Origin of the sequence: Arthrobacter sp. NPDC057388, from assembly GCF_042668165.1 — a bacterium.
In the GTDB taxonomy this organism is placed as follows: Bacteria; Actinomycetota; Actinomycetes; order Actinomycetales; family Micrococcaceae; genus Arthrobacter.
The window spans coordinates 1-22,042 of sequence record NZ_JBHVBL010000017.1 but is presented as its reverse complement, the minus strand read 5'-3'; the positions used below and the strand labels follow the sequence as shown (position 1 = coordinate 22,042).

The 22,042-nt window shown below is 66.6% G+C and carries 24 protein-coding genes; 15 read left to right on the top strand and 9 right to left on the bottom strand.

The features are described 5' to 3' along the window. Nucleotides 1-58: 58 nt before the first annotated feature. The 4 genes from ACFUTU_RS10410 to ACFUTU_RS10395 all read right to left on the bottom strand — a co-directional run bounded on the left by ACFUTU_RS10410 (nucleotide 59) and on the right by ACFUTU_RS10395 (nucleotide 3,984). On the bottom strand, nucleotides 59-2,134 hold the full coding sequence (locus ACFUTU_RS10410) for a DUF222 domain-containing protein (protein WP_377963872.1): 2,076 nt from the start codon (nucleotides 2,132-2,134) through the stop codon (nucleotides 59-61). A 78-nt stretch (nucleotides 2,135-2,212) separates the two neighbouring features. Next, entirely contained in the window at nucleotides 2,213-2,629 is a 417-nt protein-coding gene (locus tag ACFUTU_RS10405; protein WP_377963870.1) for a hypothetical protein, read from the bottom strand. A 115-nt stretch (nucleotides 2,630-2,744) separates the two neighbouring features. Further along, nucleotides 2,745-3,008 carry a GlsB/YeaQ/YmgE family stress response membrane protein gene (locus tag ACFUTU_RS10400; RefSeq protein ID WP_377963868.1) on the bottom strand — a complete coding sequence of 88 codons (264 nt, stop codon included), beginning with the start codon at nucleotides 3,006-3,008 and terminating at the stop codon, nucleotides 2,745-2,747. Nucleotides 3,009-3,153: 145 nt separating this feature from the next. Continuing rightward, the gene (locus tag ACFUTU_RS10395; protein ID WP_377963866.1) at nucleotides 3,154-3,984 is read right to left on the bottom strand and encodes an aldo/keto reductase; all 831 of its coding nucleotides are present in this window, start codon (nucleotides 3,982-3,984) and stop codon (nucleotides 3,154-3,156) included. A 128-nt stretch (nucleotides 3,985-4,112) separates the two neighbouring features. On the opposite strand from ACFUTU_RS10395, the gene ACFUTU_RS10390 reads away from it, so the two are divergent. Both ACFUTU_RS10390 and ACFUTU_RS10385 read left to right on the top strand, forming a co-directional pair. After that, complete coding sequence (locus ACFUTU_RS10390; RefSeq protein WP_377963864.1) at nucleotides 4,113-4,859, top strand: CDP-alcohol phosphatidyltransferase family protein; 747 nt, start codon at nucleotides 4,113-4,115, stop codon at nucleotides 4,857-4,859. A 119-nt stretch (nucleotides 4,860-4,978) separates the two neighbouring features. Then, nucleotides 4,979-5,188 carry a hypothetical protein gene (locus ACFUTU_RS10385; protein WP_377963862.1) on the top strand — a complete coding sequence of 70 codons (210 nt, stop codon included), beginning with the start codon at nucleotides 4,979-4,981 and terminating at the stop codon, nucleotides 5,186-5,188. 16 nt (nucleotides 5,189-5,204) lie between these two features. Here the strand turns inward: ACFUTU_RS10385 and ACFUTU_RS10380 are convergent, their stop codons facing one another. Both ACFUTU_RS10380 and ACFUTU_RS10375 read right to left on the bottom strand, forming a co-directional pair. Next, on the bottom strand, nucleotides 5,205-6,176 hold the full coding sequence (locus ACFUTU_RS10380) for an aldo/keto reductase (RefSeq protein WP_377963860.1): 972 nt from the start codon (nucleotides 6,174-6,176) through the stop codon (nucleotides 5,205-5,207). 56 nt (nucleotides 6,177-6,232) lie between these two features. Continuing rightward, a complete protein-coding gene (locus ACFUTU_RS10375; RefSeq protein WP_377963967.1) occupies nucleotides 6,233-7,054 on the bottom strand; it encodes an aldo/keto reductase in 822 nt (273 codons plus the stop codon). Between the two features lie 232 nt (nucleotides 7,055-7,286). Here ACFUTU_RS10375 and ACFUTU_RS10370 point away from each other — a divergent pair, with 232 nt between their 5' ends. Together ACFUTU_RS10370 and ACFUTU_RS10365 are read left to right on the top strand one after the other, a co-directional pair. Next, nucleotides 7,287-8,222, top strand: a complete 936-nt coding sequence (locus ACFUTU_RS10370) for a helix-turn-helix transcriptional regulator (RefSeq protein ID WP_377963858.1) — start codon at nucleotides 7,287-7,289, stop codon at nucleotides 8,220-8,222. Nucleotides 8,223-8,350: 128 nt separating this feature from the next. Further along, nucleotides 8,351-8,542, top strand: a complete 192-nt coding sequence (locus tag ACFUTU_RS10365) for a hypothetical protein (RefSeq protein ID WP_377963856.1) — start codon at nucleotides 8,351-8,353, stop codon at nucleotides 8,540-8,542. 105 nt (nucleotides 8,543-8,647) lie between these two features. Here ACFUTU_RS10365 and ACFUTU_RS10360 read toward each other — a convergent pair whose 3' ends face one another. After that, the gene (locus tag ACFUTU_RS10360) at nucleotides 8,648-8,860 is read right to left on the bottom strand and encodes a dodecin (RefSeq protein ID WP_377963854.1); all 213 of its coding nucleotides are present in this window, start codon (nucleotides 8,858-8,860) and stop codon (nucleotides 8,648-8,650) included. A 74-nt stretch (nucleotides 8,861-8,934) separates the two neighbouring features. After that, nucleotides 8,935-9,636 carry a FadR/GntR family transcriptional regulator gene (locus ACFUTU_RS10355; protein ID WP_377963852.1) on the bottom strand — a complete coding sequence of 234 codons (702 nt, stop codon included), beginning with the start codon at nucleotides 9,634-9,636 and terminating at the stop codon, nucleotides 8,935-8,937. A 155-nt stretch (nucleotides 9,637-9,791) separates the two neighbouring features. Between ACFUTU_RS10355 and ACFUTU_RS10350 the strand changes: the two genes are divergently transcribed. The 6 genes from ACFUTU_RS10350 to ACFUTU_RS10325 all read left to right on the top strand — a co-directional run bounded on the left by ACFUTU_RS10350 (nucleotide 9,792) and on the right by ACFUTU_RS10325 (nucleotide 15,462). Continuing rightward, nucleotides 9,792-11,267, top strand: coding sequence for a four-carbon acid sugar kinase family protein (locus ACFUTU_RS10350; protein WP_377963850.1), 1,476 nt, complete (start codon nucleotides 9,792-9,794; stop codon nucleotides 11,265-11,267). A gap of 12 nt (nucleotides 11,268-11,279) precedes the next feature. Next, nucleotides 11,280-12,188 carry an NAD(P)-dependent oxidoreductase gene (locus ACFUTU_RS10345; protein ID WP_377963848.1) on the top strand — a complete coding sequence of 303 codons (909 nt, stop codon included), beginning with the start codon at nucleotides 11,280-11,282 and terminating at the stop codon, nucleotides 12,186-12,188. Next, nucleotides 12,188-13,057 (top strand): class II fructose-bisphosphate aldolase, encoded by an 870-nt coding sequence (locus ACFUTU_RS10340; protein ID WP_377963846.1) that lies wholly within the window; start codon nucleotides 12,188-12,190, stop codon nucleotides 13,055-13,057. The genes ACFUTU_RS10345 and ACFUTU_RS10340 overlap by 1 nt, the downstream gene beginning before the upstream one ends. Before the next feature lie 172 nt (nucleotides 13,058-13,229). Then, nucleotides 13,230-14,543, top strand: coding sequence for an acyltransferase (locus ACFUTU_RS10335; RefSeq protein WP_377963844.1), 1,314 nt, complete (start codon nucleotides 13,230-13,232; stop codon nucleotides 14,541-14,543). Then, nucleotides 14,540-14,893, top strand: a complete 354-nt coding sequence (locus ACFUTU_RS10330; RefSeq protein ID WP_377963842.1) for a GNAT family N-acetyltransferase — start codon at nucleotides 14,540-14,542, stop codon at nucleotides 14,891-14,893. The genes ACFUTU_RS10335 and ACFUTU_RS10330 overlap by 4 nt, the downstream gene beginning before the upstream one ends. A gap of 236 nt (nucleotides 14,894-15,129) precedes the next feature. Further along, a complete protein-coding gene (locus ACFUTU_RS10325; protein WP_377963840.1) occupies nucleotides 15,130-15,462 on the top strand; it encodes a hypothetical protein in 333 nt (110 codons plus the stop codon). Between the two features lie 70 nt (nucleotides 15,463-15,532). Here the strand turns inward: ACFUTU_RS10325 and ACFUTU_RS10320 are convergent, their stop codons facing one another. After that, nucleotides 15,533-16,021, bottom strand: coding sequence for a hypothetical protein (locus ACFUTU_RS10320; protein ID WP_377963838.1), 489 nt, complete (start codon nucleotides 16,019-16,021; stop codon nucleotides 15,533-15,535). A gap of 315 nt (nucleotides 16,022-16,336) precedes the next feature. On the opposite strand from ACFUTU_RS10320, the gene ACFUTU_RS10315 reads away from it, so the two are divergent. The 5 genes from ACFUTU_RS10315 to ACFUTU_RS10295 all read left to right on the top strand — a co-directional run. Beyond that, nucleotides 16,337-17,986: a pyridoxal phosphate-dependent decarboxylase family protein gene (locus ACFUTU_RS10315; protein ID WP_377963836.1), complete on the top strand. Its 1,650-nt coding sequence runs from the start codon at nucleotides 16,337-16,339 to the stop codon at nucleotides 17,984-17,986. 26 nt (nucleotides 17,987-18,012) lie between these two features. Further along, nucleotides 18,013-19,374, top strand: a complete 1,362-nt coding sequence (locus ACFUTU_RS10310) for a lysine N(6)-hydroxylase/L-ornithine N(5)-oxygenase family protein (protein ID WP_377963965.1) — start codon at nucleotides 18,013-18,015, stop codon at nucleotides 19,372-19,374. Beyond that, complete coding sequence (locus ACFUTU_RS10305; RefSeq protein WP_377963834.1) at nucleotides 19,371-19,946, top strand: GNAT family N-acetyltransferase; 576 nt, start codon at nucleotides 19,371-19,373, stop codon at nucleotides 19,944-19,946. The genes ACFUTU_RS10310 and ACFUTU_RS10305 overlap by 4 nt, the downstream gene beginning before the upstream one ends. Then, a complete protein-coding gene (locus tag ACFUTU_RS10300) occupies nucleotides 19,943-21,772 on the top strand; it encodes an IucA/IucC family protein (protein WP_377963832.1) in 1,830 nt (609 codons plus the stop codon). The genes ACFUTU_RS10305 and ACFUTU_RS10300 overlap by 4 nt, the downstream gene beginning before the upstream one ends. A gap of 42 nt (nucleotides 21,773-21,814) precedes the next feature. Then, the coding region (locus tag ACFUTU_RS10295) for an SDR family NAD(P)-dependent oxidoreductase (RefSeq protein WP_377963830.1) at nucleotides 21,815-22,042 on the top strand (228 nt) is incomplete at its 3' end.

Here is a 22,042-nt window from a genome sequence, read left to right as displayed (position 1 = left end):
CAAGCAGAACGACCGGCATCCACACTGCCAGCTAGTCCCAGACCAACCACTGCAAGCCTCACAGTTCTTTATGGATGAGGTGATGGTGGTGAGCGCACAGGAGAACGCCGTTGTCGGTGCTGGTAGGTCCGCCTCTTGACCAGTAGGTGATGTGGTGGGCTTCGCACCAGGTTGCGGGGATGGTGCAGTTGGGGAAGGCGCAGCCTTGGTCGCGGGCGTTGAGGGCTTTGCGGATGTGGGGTGGGAAGATCCGGGTGGTGCGGCCGATGTCGAGGATGCGGCCTTGGCTGCTGAGGAGGACGGGGATGATGTCGGCGTCGCAGGCGATTTTGCGGATGGTGGAGGCGGTGACGGGGCCGGTGTAGGTGAAGGTCCCGCTGCCGGTGGGTGCGCCGGCGGGTGCGCCGAAGAACCCGGCGCTTGCCCAGGTGGTGCCCGGTGAATTGATGCCTGACTGGTTGATGCCGGAGAGCGTGTCGGCGGGGGCGGGCTGGTTTTCGCCGCCGGGCCACTTGTTCGGGCCGGTAGCCGAATCGGGCGAGGATCCGTGGTCGCCGGTTTGCCCGGTTTCCGTTGGCGATTGCGGACCGCTGGTTTGGCAGATGTCCGGGGTGGTGGCTGCGAGCGGTTCGGGAGGGCTGACCTGCCAGGTGCCCGGCAGGAGTGTTGGACCGGTAGCCGGCCATCCGGGGGTGCCTGTTGGCTGGTTCGTGGTGGTGTGCCCGGTGTCGTTTGTTGGTGCGGGGCTGTTTGTTGGCCGGGTGTTGGCGCGGTTTCTGTTGTAGCGGGGGCCGTTGGCTGCGGTGGTTTGGATGCTGTTGAGGAGGTCCTGGTAGGAGACGGTGACCATGACTTGGGGGCGGAGTCCTCCGGTGGCGGGCAGGGTTCCGGTGACGAGGGCCGCCTTGCTGGCGCCGACGAGGCCGTCGAGTCGTTGTTGGGCCAGGGTTCGCCGGTCGAGGTCCGGGAGCGGGGCAGGGGTGTTGAAGGCCTCGTCCAGGTCGACAGCGGTGGTGCTGTCAGTGTTTTCGGGGCTGTCAGTGCTGCCAGAACTGCTTCGATCACTGTCCGCGGCGCTGGTGGTGTCGGGTGTGGTGGTGCGGGGGTTGGTGGCGGTGTTCATGACGGTGGTGAGGACTTCGTATTGGTCTGTGGTGGCGTGGATTTCGAGGTGGTAGAGGCCGCCGCGTTTGGGGCGGATGAAGACGCCTTGGCGGTGGCGGAGGTTCTCTTCGGACGGTTCGGTGCCGTCCTGGTCGAGGGCGTCGATCCAGCGGTGGGCGATGCGGGTGAGGAAGTCGTGGTCGTTTTCGATCGCGGTTTGGGTGAGGTTGTGTTGCATGTGGGCGATCGTCGCGGGGTCGGGGATGTGGCGGACTTTGTCCAGGGCGGTGGTGATGATGGTTCCGGCGCGGGAGGAGATGATCCCGGCGGTGAGCGCGGCCGCGGTTTCCTCATGTATGGGCGGCATGGGCCGGCCGGCGAGTCCGGTGCGGGGGAGCAGGCCGCCGGCTAGGGCAAGCCTGCGGCGTGCTTCGGTGGTGCTGATGCGAAGCCGGGTGCGGAGGAAATCAACCGTGTTGCGGGACCCGTCGTCGGCCGGGGACCAGGCCACCGCGCGGGTAGGGACCGGCCGCGGGTCAGCGGAAGACGGGGCCTCAGCAGGGCCATCGACGGCGGCGGCCTCGGAGGGCTGAGCGTCTGGGGCTGCAGCGGCTTCGGGTTCATTGCCCCAGCCGGTGGTCCAGCCGGCCTCGCGGTTGGCTGCTTCGGCGGCGCTGATCGCCTCGGCCCGCGTCCGTTCCACCGCCGCGGCAGCCTGTACCTGAAGGTATTCGATGCGGCGGGAGAGCTGTTCTGTCAGATCTGCGGAGTCGGCTGCTTCAGGGAAACTGGCTGCGGCGAGCTCTTCCTCCGCCGCAGTGATCGCGGAATCCAGCAGCGCCAGGCTCGCCTTCAAGTCAGGGGTGGCGGCAGCACCGCCGCCGGACGAAGATGTGTCCGCAACGGCGGTGCCGGTTCCGGCTAAAGCCGGACGCCCGGAAGCGTGGACGCTGCGCATTGTGGCAGCGCTCAGGCCGGGCACTGCTGCCCGGCCTGAGATGCAGTCTGCGTTTCCCCTGATAGCTTCCATAGGAAAACATTGTCAGAGGGGGCTGACATTTTTGCTTGTTGCCCACACCGCTTTGGATGCAGGCTTCAGCAGCCGAAGCTACTGTTTATTCGCATTCACGTTGGTGGTGGCACCGGCCTGACCGGTCTCCGCGTCGGAGGTCCCCAGGTTCACCGTTTCCGGATGCGTGCTGTGGGCCGGCACGTGCGAGCTGTCCGCAGAAGTGCCGCCAGACGCAGAACCCGAGCCGGCAGCTGTGTCAGTGTGCGTATCGCGGTGCATCGCCGAGCCGAGCACGGTTCCTGCCCGGCGCGCGGCTTCCGCAAGTTGGTCGCCCACCTCGGGGGCCTTCTCCTTGACGGCTTCGGTTGCTGCCGTTACCTTGTCCTGGACCGGCTTGCTGTCCCAGATGCCTGCGGCCCGTGCTTTGAGCTTGTCGTACGCTGCCCGGCCGGACCTCGATCCGAGCACGTAGCCTGCAGCGATTCCGGCACCGAAGAGAAGTTTGGATTTCATGGTGATCTCCTGCTCTTGAGGGGGATCTGTACGATTTTGGTTCGGCCCGGTAGGGCCTGGTGGTGGGAAACCGGCCCCGGGAGGTTCCCCGGAGCCGGTTTCGGGCCTGCTCCGCCTAGCGTGCGGTGCGCTTGGTGATCATGCCGTAGACCAGCAGGACGATCAGCGCGCCGCCGATCGCCAGCAGCCATGTGGACAGCGAGAAGAACTCGTTGATCCCCACGTTGAAGAGTGCGCTGCCGATGAACCCGCCAAGAATCGCGCCCACCACGCCGAGCAGAAGCGTCATGAAAATGCCGCCGCCCTGCCGGCCGGGGAGGATGGCCTTAGCGATGGCTCCGGCAATGAGGCCAAGAATCAGAAATGCGAAAAAACCCATTTTATCGTTCCTTCTTCATCTAAAGGAGTTACCCGGGTTGCCGGGTACGCTTCGTCCTTCTGCTCAATACTAATCATGCTTACTATTTTTTTGCCAGTCGCCTTCCCGCCGCCGGGTGCGGGGGAGTGCTGCCAGGTGCCGTCCGTCAGTGGCCCTGGACATCCGAATTCACACCTGCCTCGGGGCCTTCATCAAGGGTGCTGATGGCCGCCAGGTCTTCGGCGTCCAGGGTGAAGTCGAAGACGCCGATGTTCTCTTTCATCCGCTGGGGATCAGCGGATTTGGGGATGGCCACCAGGCCCTGCTGGACATGCCAGCGCAGCACCACCTGGCTCACTGTGCGGCCGTGTTTGCCGGCGATTCTGGTCAGCACGGGCGCGGACAGCAGCCCGGAACCTGCCCCTAGCGGGCTATACGATTCCGTGGCGATCCCGTGCCGCTCGTTGTACGCGCAATCGGCGGAGCGGGTGACCGAGGGGTTGATCTGGATCTGGTTGACGGCCGGCACAACATCCGTTTCCCACATCAGCTGTTCCAGGTGGGCGGGCTTGAAGTTCGAGACGCCGATCGAGCGGACTTTCCCTTCGGCCTGCAGTCGCTCAAAGGTCTTCCAGGTGGAAATGAATTCCCCGCGCCGGGGGAGCGGCCAGTGGATCAGCAGCAGGTCCACGTAGTCCAGATGCATGCGTTTCAGGGAACCTTCGAGGCCGGCGACGGCCTGGTCCCCGCCCTGGAATTCCCCGTCCAGTTTGGTGGTGATGAAAAACTCGCTGCGGTCCAGGCCGCTGTCCCGTATCCCGGTTCCGACGCCGGCCTCGTTGCCGTAGCGCACGGCAGTATCGATGTGCCGGTACCCGGCCTCCGCAGCCCGTACGACGGCGGCGCTCACCTCCCGGTCATTCAACGGCCAGGTGCCCAGGCCGATCTGGGGAATCCTGTTGCCGTCGTTCAGTTCGATGAGTGGTGCCTGTGCCATGCGGAAGAGTCTTTCTTATTGGGGGCCGTTTGCCCAGACCCTTTTGCCCAGACCCGTTTGCTATCTTCCGAGGTCAGCCGGGGAATGCTTACAGGCTGCCGGTTGTTACGATGAGCGCAAGGAGGCGTATGCAGGTCTTGCTGGCTAGGCGTGCTGTGGTGGACGTGGGTGTTGCCATGGCTGGTTTCCTTGCGTCCGGCAACTGGATCCTGGCCGCTACACATGCTGACGGAGCTTATTTCCTGGCCTCAATAGGCATCGGCCTAGCCGTGCTGGGAAACGCAGCGGCCTCCATCTTCAACCGCAAGCCCCGGCTGACCACGGCAGCGGACCGGGTAACCCTGGTTCGGGCCGTCCTGGTGGCATGCTGCGCGGCGGCAACGGTTCCGGCGCTGTTTGCCGGAACTGTTCCCGGCATTCCGGTGGTGGCACTGGGCGGCGCCGCCTTCGTTCTTGACGCGGTGGACGGGGTCGTTGCGCGGCGGCTGGCGTGCGCGAGCCCTGCGGGAGGCCGGCTGGATGTCCAGACCGATGCCGCGCTGGTCCTCGTGCTCTCCTGCGCGGCGGTACCCCGCGTCGGTCCGTGGGTTCTGGCGATCGGGCTCATGTGGTACGCGTTCGTCGCCGCCGGATGGTTCCGGCCTGAACTCAAGCGGACGCTGCCCGTTAAGAGGCTGCGCAAGATCATCGGGGCCTTCCAGCCGTTCGCGCTGCTGCTGGCACTGGCACCCGGCATACCCGTTGGAATCGGCATGGCCGCCGCCGCCTTCGCGCTGGTGGCGCTGGCAGCCTCGTTTGGCCGGGACATCGTCGAACTGGAGCAATGGCACCGTCAGTGCACCGGCCGCCACTCCAGCACTGAGCTCGTGAACTGACGGGCTTCCGTTGACTCTGGACTAACCGCGGCTCCCGCTGGTAAAGCTTGGAGCGGGCCGGAACAAGGGCCCCGTCCCTCCTCCCAGCAGCTACTCCGAGACAGCAGAGGATCCAGACCATGAGTGAAACGCCCGCCGACCCGGAGAACAACCCAGCGGACCAGCCTGAGGACACTTCACCAAAGGGCTTCCCGTTTGACCCCAATGAGGATCCGCCCCAGGAGGAACCCGCAATTCCTCCCCAGGACAGTCCGGGACCGCCCGCCGGCCGGGAGGGAGAGCCGGACGAGCCCGCTTTGGAGGATCCCAAGCGGCCGCCGGCCAAATAGGCAGGCGGCCGCCCGGTCACCAGGCGTAGTCTTCGGGAGCGGTTCGGTGGCCCGGAAAAATGCCGTCCAGCCGCTTGAGCGCATCATCGTCCAGTGTCACGTCCACAGCCCGGAGGGCGGCGTCGAGCTGTTCCTGCGTGCGCGGCCCGACGATGGGGGCAGTCACCGCGGGCTGCCGAAGCAGCCACGCGAGCGCGATGTCCCCGGGTTCATGGCCGAGTTCCTCGGCGAAGTCCTCGTAAGCCATGATCTGATCGCGGTGTTTTTCCAGCGTCTCCGCCGCCCGCCCCGCCAGGCGGCGGACGCCGTCGTGCTCCTTTTTGAGCACACCGCCCAGAAGCCCTCCGTGCAGCGGGGACCAGGGAATGATCCCGATCCCGTACTGCCGGGCCGCGGGAATGACTTCCAGCTCGATGTTCCGTGTCAGCAGGTTGTAGATTGACTGCTCGCTGACGAGGCCCGTGTAGTGGCGGCGGGCGGCGGCCTCCTGCGCCTGGGCGAGGTGCCAGCCAGCGAAATTGCTGCTGCCTGAGTACAGGATCTTGCCCTGCTGGACGGCCACCTCGACGGCCTGCCAGATCTCGTCCCACGGCGTGTTCCGGTCCACGTGGTGGAACTGGTAGACGTCGATGTAATCGGTCTGGAGGCGTTTGAGGCTGGCGTCCAGGGCGCGCCGGATGTTCAGCGCGGACAGCTTGGACTCATTCGGGCGGTCCGTCATGGTGCCGTAGAGCTTGGTGGCCAGCACGGTGCGTTCCCGGCGCTCGCCTCCCTTCGCGAACCAGCGGCCAATGATTTCTTCCGTCCAGCCGCGGTGGTCAGTTCCGCCGTAGACATTGGCTGTGTCGAAGAAATTGATGCCGGAACCCTGGGCGGAGTCCATAATCGCGTGCGCGTCGGATTCCTCCGTCTGCGGGCCGAAGTTCATGGTGCCGAGGCAGAGCCGGGAAACCTTGAGGCCAGAACGGCCCAGATGCGTGTACTCCATGGGTGGTTCGTCCTTTCGCTGGAGCCGGGAAAGAGGTTGGCGAAGCCGGGAAGCGGCTAGAGCTGCGAGAAGGCGGCGACGGCGGGGTCAGCACCAATGCGCGATCCCGCCTCAAGCGCGTTGATCGATTCCACCTCCGCGGCAGTCAGCCGGATTGCCGCTGCCGCCAGGTTTTCCCGCATCCGCGCCGAGTCGGCCGATTTGGGAATGACGATGTTGCCGGTGGCGAGGTGCCAGGCGAGAACGATCTGCGCGGGTGTGGCTCCGTGGTCCCTGGCGAGGCCGGTGACCGCAGGTGCGTCCAGGTCTGCGCCCTGGCCCAGCGGGCTGTAGGCCTCGACGGCAATTCCGTGGGAGCGGCTCTTGGCCGCCAGCGGGGCCTGCTGGAAGGTCGGGTGGAGCTCGAACTGGTTCACTGCCGGGACGACGTCAGCCTCGGCCAGGACCGCATCGAGGTGCTCGTCCAGGAAGTTGGAGACGCCTATTGCCCGGGACTGGCCGCTGGCGTGGATCTCTTCCAGCGCTTTCCAGGCTTCCGTGTAGAGTCCCTGGGAGGGCACGGGCCAGTGGATCAGGTAGAGGTCCACGAAATCCAAACCCAGGGCTTTCCGGCTGTTCTCGAACGCCTCCAGGGCGTGGGCCTGGTCGCCGTTGCGCAGCTTCGTGGTGATGAAGAGTTCCTCACGCGGGATGCCGGATGCGGCAATGGCGGCTCCCACCCCGGCCTCGTTCCGGTAGGCCGCCGCGGTGTCGATATGGCGGTAGCCCGCTTCCAGGGCGTCCTCAACAATGCGCTGCGTCTCCTCCGGCGGTACCTGGAAAACGCCGAATCCCAGCTGCGGAACGGGAACGCCGTTGTTAAGGACGATCTGCGGGATCTCAAGGCCCTGGGGTGCCGAACCGGTTTCCGTGGCGTGAACGTTGGACTCTGAAGTCTGCGACATGTCTTCTCCTTGATGGTCCGGGTTGCTGACCCGTGCTGATTTGCTTCCGAGCTTATGCATCCCGGACCCGGGAGTCAGCAGCTGTGGCTCTCCCTGTTTTTCCTAGGATTGCCAGTCCTACCATCGTTGTAGAAACTGTGCCCTTGGGGCAGGCACAATGGAGCCCATGGGTCAGAGCGCCGAGTTCGGCAAGTTCCTCAAAGCAATGCGTTCCCGGCTAAAACCGGAGGACGTCGGCATCGCTGAGGGCGCCGGCGCCCGGCGCGTGCCCGGGCTGCGGCGGGAAGAGGCGGCCCGGCTGGCGGATATCAGCACGGACTACTACACACGGCTCGAGCAGGGCCGGAACATCCACGCGTCGCGGGCCGTTCTGGATTCCCTGGCGCGGGGCCTCAGGCTCGATGCCGGCGAGCAGGCCCACATGATGAACCTCCTGCGGCACTGTGCGGAGTCAACCCGGTCACCCGTGCCCGTCCAGACGATCCGGCCCGGGCTTCGGCAACTCCTGGATGCCGTGGGCGATGTGCCCGCGCTGGTCCTCGGACGCCGGATGGACGTCCTCGCCGGCAACCGGATGGCCTTCCTGCTGTTTGCGGACTTCCCGCAAATGTCGCCGGGGGAGCGGAACCTGACCCGGTGGCTGATCCTGGATCCCCGCGCAAGGGAGCTCTTCCGCGAATGGAACACCGTGGCGGCCGAGGCGGCGGGCGCCCTCCGGCTCGACGTCGGACGGCACCCCAATGATGCGCAGGCCAACCAGCTCGTCGGGGAACTTGCGGTCTGCAGCGAGCACTTCCGCCAATGGTGGGCCGGTCATCGGGTGGCCAGCCGTTCCGCGGGCACCGTGCGCCTCCACCACCCCGAGGTAGGTGATCTTGAACTGGACTTCGAAAACATGGTGCTTCCGGACGATGCCGATCAAACGGTGCGCATCTATTCGGCCAGGCCCGGCTCGCCGTCGGCGGATGCACTGGCGCTGCTGGGCAGCCTCAACGCGGACCCCGTGCGCCCGGGCGGCAGGAACGCGGAGGAAAACCCGACGGCGGAGGGCACTTCCAGCCCCGGCTCACCGGAGCAGGCCGGAAGCGGCATCCATCCATAGCGCCTGCTGTACCTGTGCCCAGCGCGGGGGCAGTATTTTATCCATTCGTCCATTGGGCCTGCCCGCCGCGTTTCCTAGCCTTAGGGGAGAACTTCTCCAGCCCACAAAACCAAGGATGACCTTCAACGATGAAACGCATCGCACTGCTTCGGGAACGCCAGACGCCGTCCGCTTCCACCGGAACCCACTGCCCGGCGTCGGGACTGTGGACCCCCGCCGACTCGCCGGACGAGGCACAGGCCTTCTTTGAAGGCCAGGTGTTTCCCGCATTCCGCGGGACCCCCACAGTGTGGCGCCGGAGTGCGGCGGGCCAGGCCTAATCCCAGGCCAAAATGTAAACCTTGGCAGGAATTAAACGTGTGATGCGGCGCCGGCTGGCGAACAGCCGGCGCCGCATCAGTGGTTTCCGTGGTGCTGTGCCCGTTTTACTCCCGTTCCAGGCGGAACCCGAGCTTGAGGGTGACCTGCCAGTCGGCCACCTGCCCGTTGTCGAGGTGGCCGCGGATCTCCTTGACTTCGAACCAGTCCAGGTTCCGCAGGGTCTTGGCGGCGTCGGCTATCCCGTTGCGGACGGCCGCGTCGACGCCTTCCGTTGAGGTTCCGACAATTTCAGAAATGCTGTAGGTGTTGTTAGACATCTCGCTCCTCATGGTCGCCATCGATACCCGGCTGCGGGCCGTTCCTGCAGAGTATCGGACGGGGCGCCCCGGGACTAGGCTTCCAGCACGTAGCTTCTGAGGTCGTCGAGCGTCTGCTGCATGTGGGCGTCCATGGCATTGCGGGCCCGCTGCGGGTCGCGGGCCGCCAGGGCGTCGTAAATGTTCTGGTGGTGTCCGATGGCGTGCTCCTGGATGTCCGGGACCTTCGAGGTCTCGGTCCGGCCCTTTTCGAGAACGCGGTGCAGCGGCTCGAAGAGGACAGACACGAACACGTTCTCGGACGCGTGCAGAATCTGGTCGTGGAAGGCAAGATCGGCGTCGACAAAACTCGCCACATCGTTGGCCTCGTGCGCCTTTCGCATGTCCGCAACGCACTGCCGCAGGCCATCCAGCTCGGCGTCGGTGATACGCTGGGCGGCCAGCTCGCAAGCTCCGGTTTCGAGCATCCGCCGCAGTTCAATGAGCTGGACCGCGGCGGCTGCGCCGTCCTGCCCCTCCGAAGCTGCCCGCAGCACTGCCTCGAGCGATGACCAGCGGTTCAGCGGATTCACGAACGTGCCGCGGCCGCGCTCCACGCTCAGGATGCGCTGTGCCTCGAGGGTTTTCATTGCTTCCCGCACAGTCATGCGGCTGACGTCATGCCGTGCGCTGAGTTCCAGTTCCCCAGGCACGCTGCTGCCGGGGGGAAATTCGCCGGAGATGATGCGGTCAAGGAGTTCGTCGGCGACGACGCCCACCAATGATTTGCGTGCCATTTCTTCCGTTCAGCGTGAGCGGCCTTTACAGCCGGTGGTGTCTCAAAAGTGTACTTGCGCACGGGCTGTGCGTTATGCCACACTAGCATCAAACGCCAGATGTCTGACATCTGACAAGCCCTGCCAATGATTGTTCCGACACAACGGAGTGCACAGTGCCCCTCGAATCCGACGTTCTGGCCGCCTTCCCCGCCGAACTCCAGATCCCTGCCCGGCAGGTCGCCGACGCCGTGGCGGCCACCGCAGCCACCTCACCGCGCGTCCTCGTGGTGCTCGACGACGACCCCACGGGAACGCAGTCCGTGGCCGACCTTCCGGTGCTCACCCGCTGGGAAATCGAGGACTTCCAGTGGGCTCTCCATCAGGGTAAGCCCGCTGTATACGTGCTGACCAACACCCGCAGCCTCGACCCGGAAGAGGCCGCCGCCCGCAACGAAGAAGTGGTCCGCAACGCCCTGGCCGCGGCCCGCGACGGGGAGGGGGAGGTGCGCCTGGGCTTCGTGAGCCGCAGCGATTCGACCCTGCGGGGACACTTCCCCCTGGAGCCCGACGTCATTGCCGCCACCGTGGCGGCCGAAAGCGGCGAGGCCACTGACGGCGTCGTGATGGTCCCCGCATTCCCCGACGCCGGCCGCGTCACCATCGGCGGCGTGCACTACACCCGCGGACCGGAGGCCGGCGGGCTGACCCCCGTGGCCGAGACGGAATTCGCCAAGGATGCCACCTTCGGCTTCGCCAACTCCGAGATGGCGAAGTACGTGGAAGAGAAGTCGCAGGGACGCTTCGCCGCTGACTCTGTCATTGTGCTGGACCTGAACATCATCCGCGCCGGTTCCGCCACGGGGCAGGCTGAGGTTTCGGCCAAGGCGATCGCCGACGCGATCGAACCGGCCACGGCGTCCACTCCCATCGTGGTGGACATCGTGACCGAAAACGACATGCGCGCCCTCGCCCTGGGACTGGAAGAGGCCGAGCGGCGCGGTAAGAAGCTGCTATACCGGGTTGGCCCGCCGTTCATGCGCGCCAGGATCGGCCAGGACATCAGGCCTGAGCTCAGCGGCGAGGAAGCCTACGCGGGCAACACTCCGTCCGAAGCCGGCGGCCTCATTGTCGTCGGCTCCCACGTGGGCGTCACCACCCGGCAGCTCAAGGTGCTCACGGACCGGCACAGCAGTGCGCGCATTGTGGAGATCGACGTCGAAAAGCTCCTCACCGAGGACGCACCCGCCTACCTCGACCAGACCGTGGGCACGGTCGTGGAAGCGCTGCGCAACGGCGACGTCATCGTCCACACGAGCCGCCTGCTCATCAAGACCGATGACCCGGCCGAAAGCCTGCGGATTGCCCGCACCGTGTCGGCCGCGGTCGTCGCCGTGGTGAACCGGACACTGAAGACCTTTCCGCCGCGGTTCGTCATCGCCAAGGGCGGCATCACGTCCTCCGATGTTGCGGCGCACGGGCTGGAGATCCGGCGCGCAATTGTCCGGGGACCAATGCTGCCCGGCATCGTGAGCCTGTGGGAGCCGGTTGACGGCCCGGCCAAGGGGATTCCGTACACCGTTTTCGCCGGCAACGTGGGCGATGACGAGTCGCTCGCCCAGGTCACCAGCAAACTCAGCACCACCTTCTAAGGAAGAAATAACATGACCTCGAATTACAAAGTCACCGTCCTCGGCCTGGGGGCCATGGGCCTGCCCATGGCCTCCCGCCTCGCCAGCCAGCTGACTGTCCACGGGTTCGACATTGCCGAGCCGCGCCTGCGCCTCGCCGAAGAAGCCGGGGTGAAGACCTTCGCCTCGGCGCGTGACGCCGCCCAGGACACCGACGCGCTGCTGCTCGCCGTGCGCAACAGCGAACAGCTCGACGACGTCCTGTTCGGCGGGAACGGCGTGGCCACGGTACTGAAGCCGGGCGCCGTCGTCATCCTGACCAGCACCGTGGGCACAGAGGCCATCCCGTCCACCGTGGCGCGTCTGGCCGAGTACGGCGTCGGGCTCGTCGACGCCCCGCTGTCGGGAGGCCCGAAGCGCGCCGGCGAAGGCGACCTGCTGATCGTCGTCGGAGCCGAGCCGGCAGCGCTCGAGTCGGCGCGGCCGGTACTCGAACTGCTCGCCTCCACGCTGACCGTCGTCGGTGACAAGCCCGGTGACGGGCAGGCGCTGAAGACCGTCAACCAGCTGCTGTGCGGCATCCACATCGCGGCGGCCGCCGAGGCCATGGCGCTGGCCGACGCCCTCGGCCTGGACCAGGCCAAGACCCTGGCCGCCCTCGAGGCCGGTGCCGCAGGCTCCTTCATGCTGTCCAACCGCGGCCCGCGCATCCTCGAAGCCTATTCCGAGGAGGGCGCCGAGGTCCTCAGCCGACTGGACATCTTCGTCAAGGACATGGGCATCGTCGGGAAGGCCACCCGCAGCGCGGGCCTGGCCACTCCGGTTGCCGCCGCAGCGGAGCAGCTGTACCTGCTGGGCCAGGCCCACGGGCTGGCCGCCGCTGACGATTCCGCCGTCATCAAGGTGGTTGCCCCCACCAAGCGCACCGGCGGGGAAGGCTGATGCGGGCGCAACTCGACGAGCTGGTAATCGGTGCCCTCAAGCAGGGCTCGGCCGTGCCGGCGTTCACGTGTTACGACTTCACCACGGCCCTGGCGGTGGTGGGCGCCGCGGAGGAAGCGCAGCGCGGCGTCATCCTGCTCGTGGCACCCAAGACCGCGGCCACGGCCAACGGACTGCGGCTCATCTCAGCTCTCAGGGGCCTGGCCGACGCCGCCTCGGTACCCGTCGCCGTGCAGCTCGACCATGCCTCCGATATTGACGTCATCACGGCCGCTGTGTCGGCCGGGGCAGACTCCGTCCTGGCGGACGGCTCGGCACTGCCCTACGAAGAGAACATCGCCCTGGTGTCTGCGGTGCGCTCCGCCCTTGAGGCCGAGGGGCACGGCGGCGTGGTTCTGGAGGCCGAGCTCGGCGGCCTGGCCGGCGACGAGGACAGGGCCTTTGGCGGAGAAGGGGATGCCGCCGGCAACGAGGTTGCAGGCCTCACCGACTCCGCCCAGGTGGAGGATTTCGTGGCGCGGACTGGCGCGCAGCTGCTCGCGGTGGCCGTGGGCAACGTGCACGGAAAGTACAAGGGTGAGCCCCGGCTCCGCTGGGACGTCCTGCAGGATATTGCCGTGCGGACCCACATTCCGCTGGTGCTTCACGGCGCGTCCGGCATTCCCGCGGAGGAGCTGGCCAAGGCCCCAGCCATGAACGTGGGCAAGGTCAACTTCAACACCGAACTGCGAACCGGTGTCCTGGCCACACTCGAGGAACAGCTTCCCGCGCACCGTGCCGACGGCGAAAACCTGCAGGGGCTCCTGGCCCGGTGGAACACGGCCGCGAAGGACTTCAGTGCGGGCACCCTGGCGATCCTCAGCCGCTGACCCGGCGGTGGTCCAAGGGTTCCCGCCGTCGGTCCGGAGTTTTTGTCCACGTATCGTGACTTCGGGGGCCCTTAGAGGCCAATAAGTGGACAAAAACTCCATGCCCCGCACGTGTTGTTGGCGCACAATGGAAAGCACAACGACGTAAGCGAGTTCCAGTGGTGGGGGCGCCATGAAGAATTCCACGGAGCCGGGGGCGGGAGCGGACGTGGCCGTGCCCGTCCGGGACCTGGCCATCGATCTCGCACGCTTTGTGTGCCTCGCCCTCGTGGTGGTGGGGCACTGCATGATGACCAGCCCCGTGCTGCACCCCGACGGCACCGTCACCACCGAAAACACGCTGGCCGAGCAGGACTGGTTCGAGCCCGTGATCTGGGTCTTCATGGTGATGCCGCTGTTCTTCGTGGCCGGCGGCATCACCGGTGCCCAGTCCTGGCGGCGCATGCAGGCGCGTGGCGGCAGCGGCTTCGAGTTCGTCCAGTCCCGGCTGCTGCGCCTGGTCCGTCCGGCGGCAGCCCTGCTGGCCGTAATGTTCGTCGGACTGTGGGGCGCGCTGCTGGCCGGGGTTGATCCGCAGGTGGTGCAGCTGCTGGCCAGCGGGGCCGGCATGCCGCTGTGGTTCCTCGCGGCCTACCTTGCGGCCCAGCTGAACATTCCGTTCCTGGTCCGGCTGCACCGGCGTGCCCCCTGGCTGACGCTCCTGGGGCTGGTGGCGCTGGTGGTGGCGGTGGACTGCTTCCGCGGCGCCTTCCCGACGTTCGCCTACATCAACATGGTGTTTGTGTGGTGCGCCGTGCAGCAGCTCGGGTTCTTTATGGCGGACGGCCTGTTTGACCGGTGGAGCAGGTCGCAGCTGCTGGGGCTGGTGGCGGCCAGCAACCTGCTGATGCTCGTCCTGGTGATGCTGGGCCTGTACCGGGACAACATGCTGGTGAACCTGAATCCGCCCAACCTCAGCCTCTTCCTGCTGGGCGTCTGGCAGGCGGCGGTGCTGCAGCTTTCCCGGCCCCTGCTGACGGCGGTCGCGGCCGTGCGCTGGATCCGGGCGGTGGTGGCCGTCGCCGGCCGCCGCGCCATGACGGTCTATCTCTGGCACTTGCCGCTGCTGGCAGCGATGACCGGGCTGCTGCTCCTGACAGACTTCCCCCAACCCGCCTCCGGCACAGCCGGGTGGTGGTGGTCGCGCCCGCTTGTTTTCCTCGGGGTGGCCATCCTCCTGCTGCCGGCAGTGCTTGTGTTCGGGCGGCTTGAGGAACGGCCGACGCCGGCCATGCACTCACGGGGCCGGGCACCGGGCGCTGTGGTGACCGCCGTCGTCGTCGTTTTTGTTCCGGTGGCGGACGCCGCCGTCAACGGCCTGACGCTGGGACTTCTCGGCGGCGGCGCCGCCTGTTTTGCCCTGGCCGTGCTGTTGCTGGGGCGTGTTCCCGCGCGCGGCAGCCGGCCATTGCCAGCACAGCCATTAAGTGCCAATGTCGAACCATGACGGAGAACACGGCAGCCACCGAGGACCATTTCACCCCGGACGTCACCACGTTCCGGAACGATGCGCTCCACCGCTACGAACTGCACGTGGGCGGGAAGCTGGCGGTGGAGGTCAAGTTCATGGACAAGCCCGGGCACGTGGATTTTATCCACACGGAGACGGCCGAGCAGTTCCAGGGCCACGGCCTGGCCAAAGTGCTCATCCACTTTGCCCTCGATGATGTTGTGGCCTCGGGGAAACGGATCATTCCGCATTGCCCGTTTACCGCCCGCTACCTGCGCAAACACGAGGTGTACACGCAGTGCATCGACTGGCCTGAGGCGGCCGCCCCCAAACTGATGGGCACTTGACGGCGCTTCCGGCACGGCGCGGCTGACCTGCGGAAACTTGTGGCCGCTGGGACAATTCCGTACGATCGGGCTGGGCTAAGCAGTTGGCCTTCGGACTCTCTTTTTTGTGGGGAACCCTTGAATCAGAAACTGCGTGCGCCGGTGCGGATGGAGTATCCCCGGCGCGTCACCACGGGCATCCTCGGAACAGCCTCTTTGCCCATATTGTTCAAGTTGCTCAAGGCAGGGACGGCGGGATGACCGACGAGGCCGTGACAGACAGCGCCGTGACTGTTGGCGCCATGACGGACGAGGAACTGTGCCGCCTCCTGGACGGGTCGCTGAACGTGGCCGTGAACCCGGCGGCAACCCTCGCGGCGATGCCGGATGGGCCGTTGGTGCGCCTGGCGGACGGGCTGTTCCGGCATCTGGACACGCCCAGCCCTGCGTTCGGCGCCCGCTTCTGGTTCCTTCAGGTCACCGACGAACTCCGGCGCCGCCGCCTGGATGATCCAGGACGGGCGGGACAGCCGGCGCAGGAAACGCAGCCCGGTGCCGACCCCCTGGCCACCGGGGTCACCGCCGGGTAAGCACGGCGGCTTGACTGGCCGTTCGCGTACCTGGCGATTTGCCTACTTGCCGTTCGTGCCGGGCGGGGGATTACGACGGCGGGGGCTGCTTTGCGCGGTTCCGTTGCCATTGCGCTGCATGCCAGAACAGCAGGCCGAGCAGTCCTGCGATCCCGGCGAAAAGGATTTGCGGCGCGAACGTGATCCACATGTAGCTCACGGGCATGATCTGTGGCTCGGTGCCCGCGTTCAGCGCTTCCTGCGCAAGCGTGAAGACCCCGAACGGCGACACCAGCAGGACCGCCACGATTACCCACAGCGCCGCGACGAAAGGGTTTACGGCCAGGCGGCTCCGCTGCCCGTAGTCGGCTTCCGCATAGGCCGCGGCACCTTGCTGCTCCGGCAGACCGCGCTGCTCCGGCGCGGCGCCCGGCTGCCCAAAGCCTGATTGCCCGGAACCCGCTTGCCCGTAACCCTTTTGCGCAAAACCACCTGGCGGCGCCACGCGGCCGTAGCCCGTGGTGTTTCCCTGCGAATCGACTTCCCGAAAATTCAACGGATCATGTTCATTGCCGGACATGTCCCCCTGCTTCCTGGTGCGGCCGACGCGCCATGCCTGAAGGCGTGCCGGGCCTGGACTGGCTGGGCCAGAAATGACTGTGCCAGAACTCTACCCCCGCTGCCTGCTGCTGTCGCGGGCGGACATTATGTGGTGTCCGGGGTCCTCAGGAAAGTCAATGACCAAGAGTGACATCGTAGAAACGCCTGAATTCCGCAGGCTTCCGGAATTAGGGCATAAAAGTTTGACTAAAAGGCGCACCTAAGTAAGGCTTGCCTTGCTTGGTGCCAGTGGCTGGTGCCGGTCTCACATCACGCCGACCAAAAGGACGACCCTATGACGCTGCTGCCCGACGTGGACGAACCACGCGTGGACTACGACGACGGACCTGGAACCTGCGCCGCCAACCCAGCCAGCCGGGATGCCTCCGGCCTGGACTTCGGGTCCGGCGTGGAACTGGCCCTCGCCGCCAGCAACCAGCTGTTCAACACCCGCAACGCCCCGCGCTATGTGGCCCAGGTGCTGCAGGGCGTCAACGCCGTGGCCACCAAGCTCGAGCGCACCTCGCAGCCGTTCACCGGGGTCAGCCCGGCCGAGATGAAGCGCCGCGTGGCGGCAGTGGACCTCGAACGCCCTCTGCCGGATACTGCTGCCGCGCTGGAGGAACTGCAGCACACCTACCTGCGCGACGCGGTGTACTTCCATGACGCCAAGTACGCCGCCCACCTGAACTGCCCGGTGGTCATTCCCGCGCTCGTGGGGGAAGCGGTGCTCTCGGCCGTCAATTCATCGATGGACACCTGGGACCAGAGTGCAGGCGCCACCATGATCGAGCGCCGCCTCATCGACTGGACCGGCGCCCGGCTTGGGCTGGGAAACCAGGCCGACGGCGTGTTCACGTCCGGCGGCAGCCAGTCCAACCTGCAGGCGCTGCTCGTCGCCCGCAACCACGCGGTGGCCCGCCTCCGGCAGGAGCCGGGGAACGAGGGGCTGCGCCTGCCGCTGCTGCTGGAGAAGCTGCGGATCTTCACCTCGGCGGACAGCCACTTCAGCATCCAAAAGTCGGCCTCGATGCTGGGGCTGGGCTTCGACGCCGTGGTGTCCGTTGCCTGCGCCGCGGACCACCGGATGGACCCGGCTGCCCTGGCGGGCGGGCTGGCCACGGCCGTCAGCGAGGGCCTGGTTCCCATGGCGGTGGTAGGCACGGCCGGGACTACGGACTTCGGCGCCGTGGATCCGCTGGCCGACCTGGCCGCCCTGGCCGGAGCATACGGTGCCTGGTTCCACGTCGATGCGGCTTACGGCGGCGGGCTCATGGTTTCCAACCGCCACCGCCACCTCCTGGACGGCATCCGGCTCGCGGACTCCGTCACCGTTGATTTCCACAAAACCTTCTTCCAGCCCGTCAGCTCCAGCGCGCTGCTGGTGCGCGAGGGCGCAATGCTGCGCCACGTCACCTACTACGCCGACTACCTGAACCCGGAAACCGCGGCGCTCGCCGAGATCCCCAACCAGGTGGACAAGAGCATCCAGACCACACGCCGGTTCGATGCCCTCAAGCTGTGGCTGACGCTCAGGATCATGGGCGCCGGCGCCGTGGGCGCGCTGCTCGATGAGGCGATCGACCTCGCAGCCCGGGTGGGCACCGTACTTGCCGCGGACAACGACTTCGAGCTCGCGGCCGAGCCCCAACTGAGCACACTAGTGTTCCGGTACCGGCCGGTTTTGGCCGATGGCGCACGGCTCTCCGAGGACGCGGCCGATGAGCTGAACCCGGCCATCCGCGCTGCCGTGTTCGCGTCCGGCCAGGCCGTCGTGGCGGGCACCAAGGTGTCCGGCCGGCACTACCTGAAGTTCACGCTGCTCAACGCAGAGGCAACGCTTGAAGACATCCTCGAGATTGTCAGCCTCCTTCGAACCTCCGGCGAAACCCTGCTCGCCGGTGCCGCTGCCGGTCACACAGCACGGACGGAAGCACACGCATGAGCACCACCAAAGCCAGCACCCCGAACTTGAGCACCTCATACAACGGCCGCGTGTACGACTTTGCCGGCATCGGCGTCGGGCCTTTCAACCTTGGCCTCGCCGCGCTGAGCGAACCGATCGAAGGGCTGGAGGGCGTGTTCCTGGAGCGCCGCGAGTCCTTCGACTGGCACCCCGGCATGATGCTGGAGCCCGCGCACCTGCAGGTCCCGTTCATGGCGGACCTCGTGACCCTGGCGGATCCGGCCTCGCCGTATTCATTCCTGAATTTCCTCAAGCAGACCGGGCGGCTCTACCGCTTCTACATCCGCGAAAACTTCTATCCGCTGCGGGCCGAATACAACCAGTACTGCCAGTGGGTCGCCGGCCAGCTGCCGTCGGTCCGGTTCGGCACGGACGTCACCGAAGTAACCTACGATGGCGGCGCATACACGCTTTCGGTGAACGGCCCGGCCGGGCCTGAGGTGCTCCGTGCGCGACGGCTGGTGCTCGGCACCGGCACGGCACCCTACCTTCCGGACGCCTGCCGCGGGATTCTGGCGGCCGGCGGGACAGTCCTCCACAACGCTGACTACCTGGCCCGGAAAAGCGAGCTCCAGCAGCGGCGCAGCATCACCATCGTGGGCAGCGGGCAAAGCGCGGCGGAGATCTACTACGAACTGCTGCAGGACATCGACACCTGCGGGTACCAGCTCAACTGGGTCACCCGCTCGGGCAGATTCTTCCCGCTGGAGTACACCAAGCTCACGCTGGAAATGACATCACCTGAATACGTCGACTATTTCCACGGCCTCCCGCAGGAGCGGCGCGAGTCGCTCATCAGGAGCCAGAAGAACCTTTACAAGGGAATCAACTCGGATCTCATCGACGCGATCTACGATCTGCTGTACACCAAGAGCCTCTCCGGCATCGTGGACACCCGGCTGCTCACGCATTCGGCGGTGACCGGTGCCGCCTGGGACGCCTCTGCCGGGTCCCACACGCTGGAACTGTCGCACGGGGAGCAGGGGGCGGACTACTCGCTGGAGACGGAAGCAGTGGTCCTCGCCACCGGCTACGCCTACCGTGAGCCGGCCTTCCTGGCCGGCGTGCAGGACCGCATTGCCCGGGACCCCGCCGGCAGGTTCGCGGTGCAGCGCAACTACAGCACCGGCGTCGAGCCCGGGGAGATCTTTGTGCAGAATGCCGAACTCCACACCCACGGCTTCGTCACGCCGGACCTCGGCATGGCCGCCTACCGGAATTCGTGCATTCTCCGGGAGATCCTGGGCCGCGAGGTGTATCCGGTGGAGCGCAGCATTGCTTTCCAGGAGTTCGGTGCTCCCAGTGGGGCGTCGGCTCCTGAAGCCATGGCATCCGCCGGGGCAGCCGCAGCGGAGGTGCCCGCATGAGTTTCATGTTCCGCTGCCTCGATCCGCAGCAGGACGCGCCGCTCCTGCACGGCTGGGTCACCCGTCCGTACGCCTCGTTTTGGGGGATGCTGAACGCCACAGTCGGGGACGTCGTGGAGGAGTATGCCAGGATCCAGTCCAGCGGCCACCACCACGCACTGCTGGGGATCGGCGACGACGGTGTTCCCGCCTTCCTGATGGAGGAGTACCTGCCGGCGTCCTCGCCGCTCAACGGCGTGTATGCCGTTCAGCCCGGCGACATCGGCATGCACCTGCTGGTTGCCCCGCCACAGGGCACACCGCGCAGCGGGTACACGGCCGACGTCATGGAAGCGGTCCTGGACCGGCTCTTACAAAAACCCGGCGTGGACCGTGTGGTGGTGGAGCCGGACGCCCGCAACACCAAGATCCACGTCCTCAACGCGCGGCTGGGCTTTGAGCCCGCCGGCGAGGTGGCCCTGCCGGACAAGCAGGCCCTCCTGAGCTTTTGCACGCGGGAGTCCTTCGAGTCCGCCCGTGCAATCCGTTCGTCAACACCCAAGCACCGATCAGTCCAGGAAGCAGCACTGTGACCACCGCCGAACTTGAATCCGTCCTGACCGCAGCCAACGCGGCACCCCACCTGACGCCCGAACGCTGGGCCGTGGCCAACCGGCACCTGGTCCGCAAGGCGCTCGCGGAGTTCTCGCACGAGCGGATCCTCGTCCCGGAACCGCTCGGCAGCAATGCGTACCGGGTCCGCAGCGACGACGGCGCGGCCGAGTACCGCTTCACCGCCGGGGTCCTGCAGCTGGACCACTGGTCCGTCGATGCCGCCTCCATCACCTGCAGCCGCGACGGGGAGACCGCGCCGGTGGATGCGCTGCGGTTCATCACCGAATTTTCCGGCACCCTCGGCATCCGCCAGGAGATGCTGCCGGTTTACCTCGAGGAGATCAGCAGCACGCTCTCCAGCCATGCTTTCAAGCAGTGGATGGGCCAGCCCTCGTCCGCCGAACTGGCTGCCGGCGTGACCCGGGGAGCGGACCCCGCCGCCGACTTCCAGGCGATTGAACGCAGCATGACCGAGGGGCATCCGTGCTTCGTGGCCAACAACGGCCGGCTGGGCTTCGGCCTCGGAGACTACCGTGCCTTCGCCCCCGAAGCAGGCGCCCCGGTGCAGCTGGAATGGATCGCGGTGCACCGGAGCAAGGCGGTTTTCACCTCCAGTGCGGGGCTGGGGTACGCCGCACACTTCGAAGCCGAACTCGGGGCCGCCGCCGTGGCCGTTTTCGACGCCGAACTCGGCGCCCTTGGCCTCGACCCCGCCAAGTACTTCCTGATGCCGGTGCACCCGTGGCAGTGGGAGAACAAGCTGACGGTCACGTTCGCGGCCGAGATTGCCCAGCGGCACATCGTCCACCTCGGAACCGGGGCCGGCAGCTACCAGGCGCAGCAGTCCATCCGCACGTTCTTCAACACCACGGAACCTGACAAGGCATACGTGAAGACGGCCATGTCCGTCCTGAACATGGGGTTCATGCGCGGGCTGTCGCCGCAGTACATGAAGGCAACACCGGCCATTAACGACTGGCTCCAGGACCTGATCGCCGGTGACGCGGCCCTGCAGGGACGGGGCCTGGCCATGATCCGTGAAGTGGCGGCGATTGGCTACCACAACGGCTACTACGAGGCAGCCGCGGCGAAGGGCTCACCGTACCGCAAGATGCTGTCTGCGCTGTGGCGGGAAAGCCCGCTGCCGCTCCTGAAGGAGGGGCAGCAGCTGGCCACCATGGCCTCGCTCCTGCACGTCGACGCCGCGGGCAAACCGATGGTGTCTGCCCTGATCGAGCGGTCCGGGCTGGAACCGGGAGCGTGGCTGCGGCAGTACTTCGAGGCGTACCTCGTGCCGCTGGTGCACTGCCTGTACCGCTACGAACTGGCGTTCATGCCCCACGGCGAGAACGTGATCCTGGTCCTCGAGGACGGCGTTCCGGTCCGTGCCGTCATGAAGGACATCGCCGAGGAGATCGTGGTGATGGGGGACAGGCTCGACCTTCCCGAGGCTGTTTCCCGGATCCGGGTGGACATTCCCGACGGCGACAAGGTCCTGTCCATCTTCACCGATGTGTTCGACTGCATCTTCCGCTTCCTCGCCGCGCTCCTGGAGGAAGACGGCGTGCTCAGCGGCGGGGAGTTCTGGCACACCGCAGCCGCAGCCATCCGCGACTACCAGGCCGGGCACCCGGAACTCGCAGACCAGTTCGCCCGCCACGACCTGTTCGCGCCGGATTTCGAGCTGTCCTGCCTGAACCGGCTGCAGCTGCGGAACAACCAGCAGATGCTCGACCTGGCTGACCCGTCCGGAGGCCTGCAGAAGGCAGGCAGGCTCACGAATCCGCTGGCCAGATTCGCCTGACGCCGGCGCCACTTCACCGGCCGGGGCAGCTAGGCTGTGGGCATGACGCCGAACACCGCCAGACCCACAGCCCTCGTCACCGGCGCCACCGCGGGACTGGGCGCCGAATTTGCCCGCCAGCTGGCCGAACAGGGCAACAACCTTGTGCTCGTTGCCCGCGACACGGCGCGGCTGCAGGCCACGGCGGAGGAACTGCAGCGGCGGTACGGAACCACTGCTGAGGTGCTGACCGCAGACCCGACCGACTGTCTCTTATACACATCTCCGAGC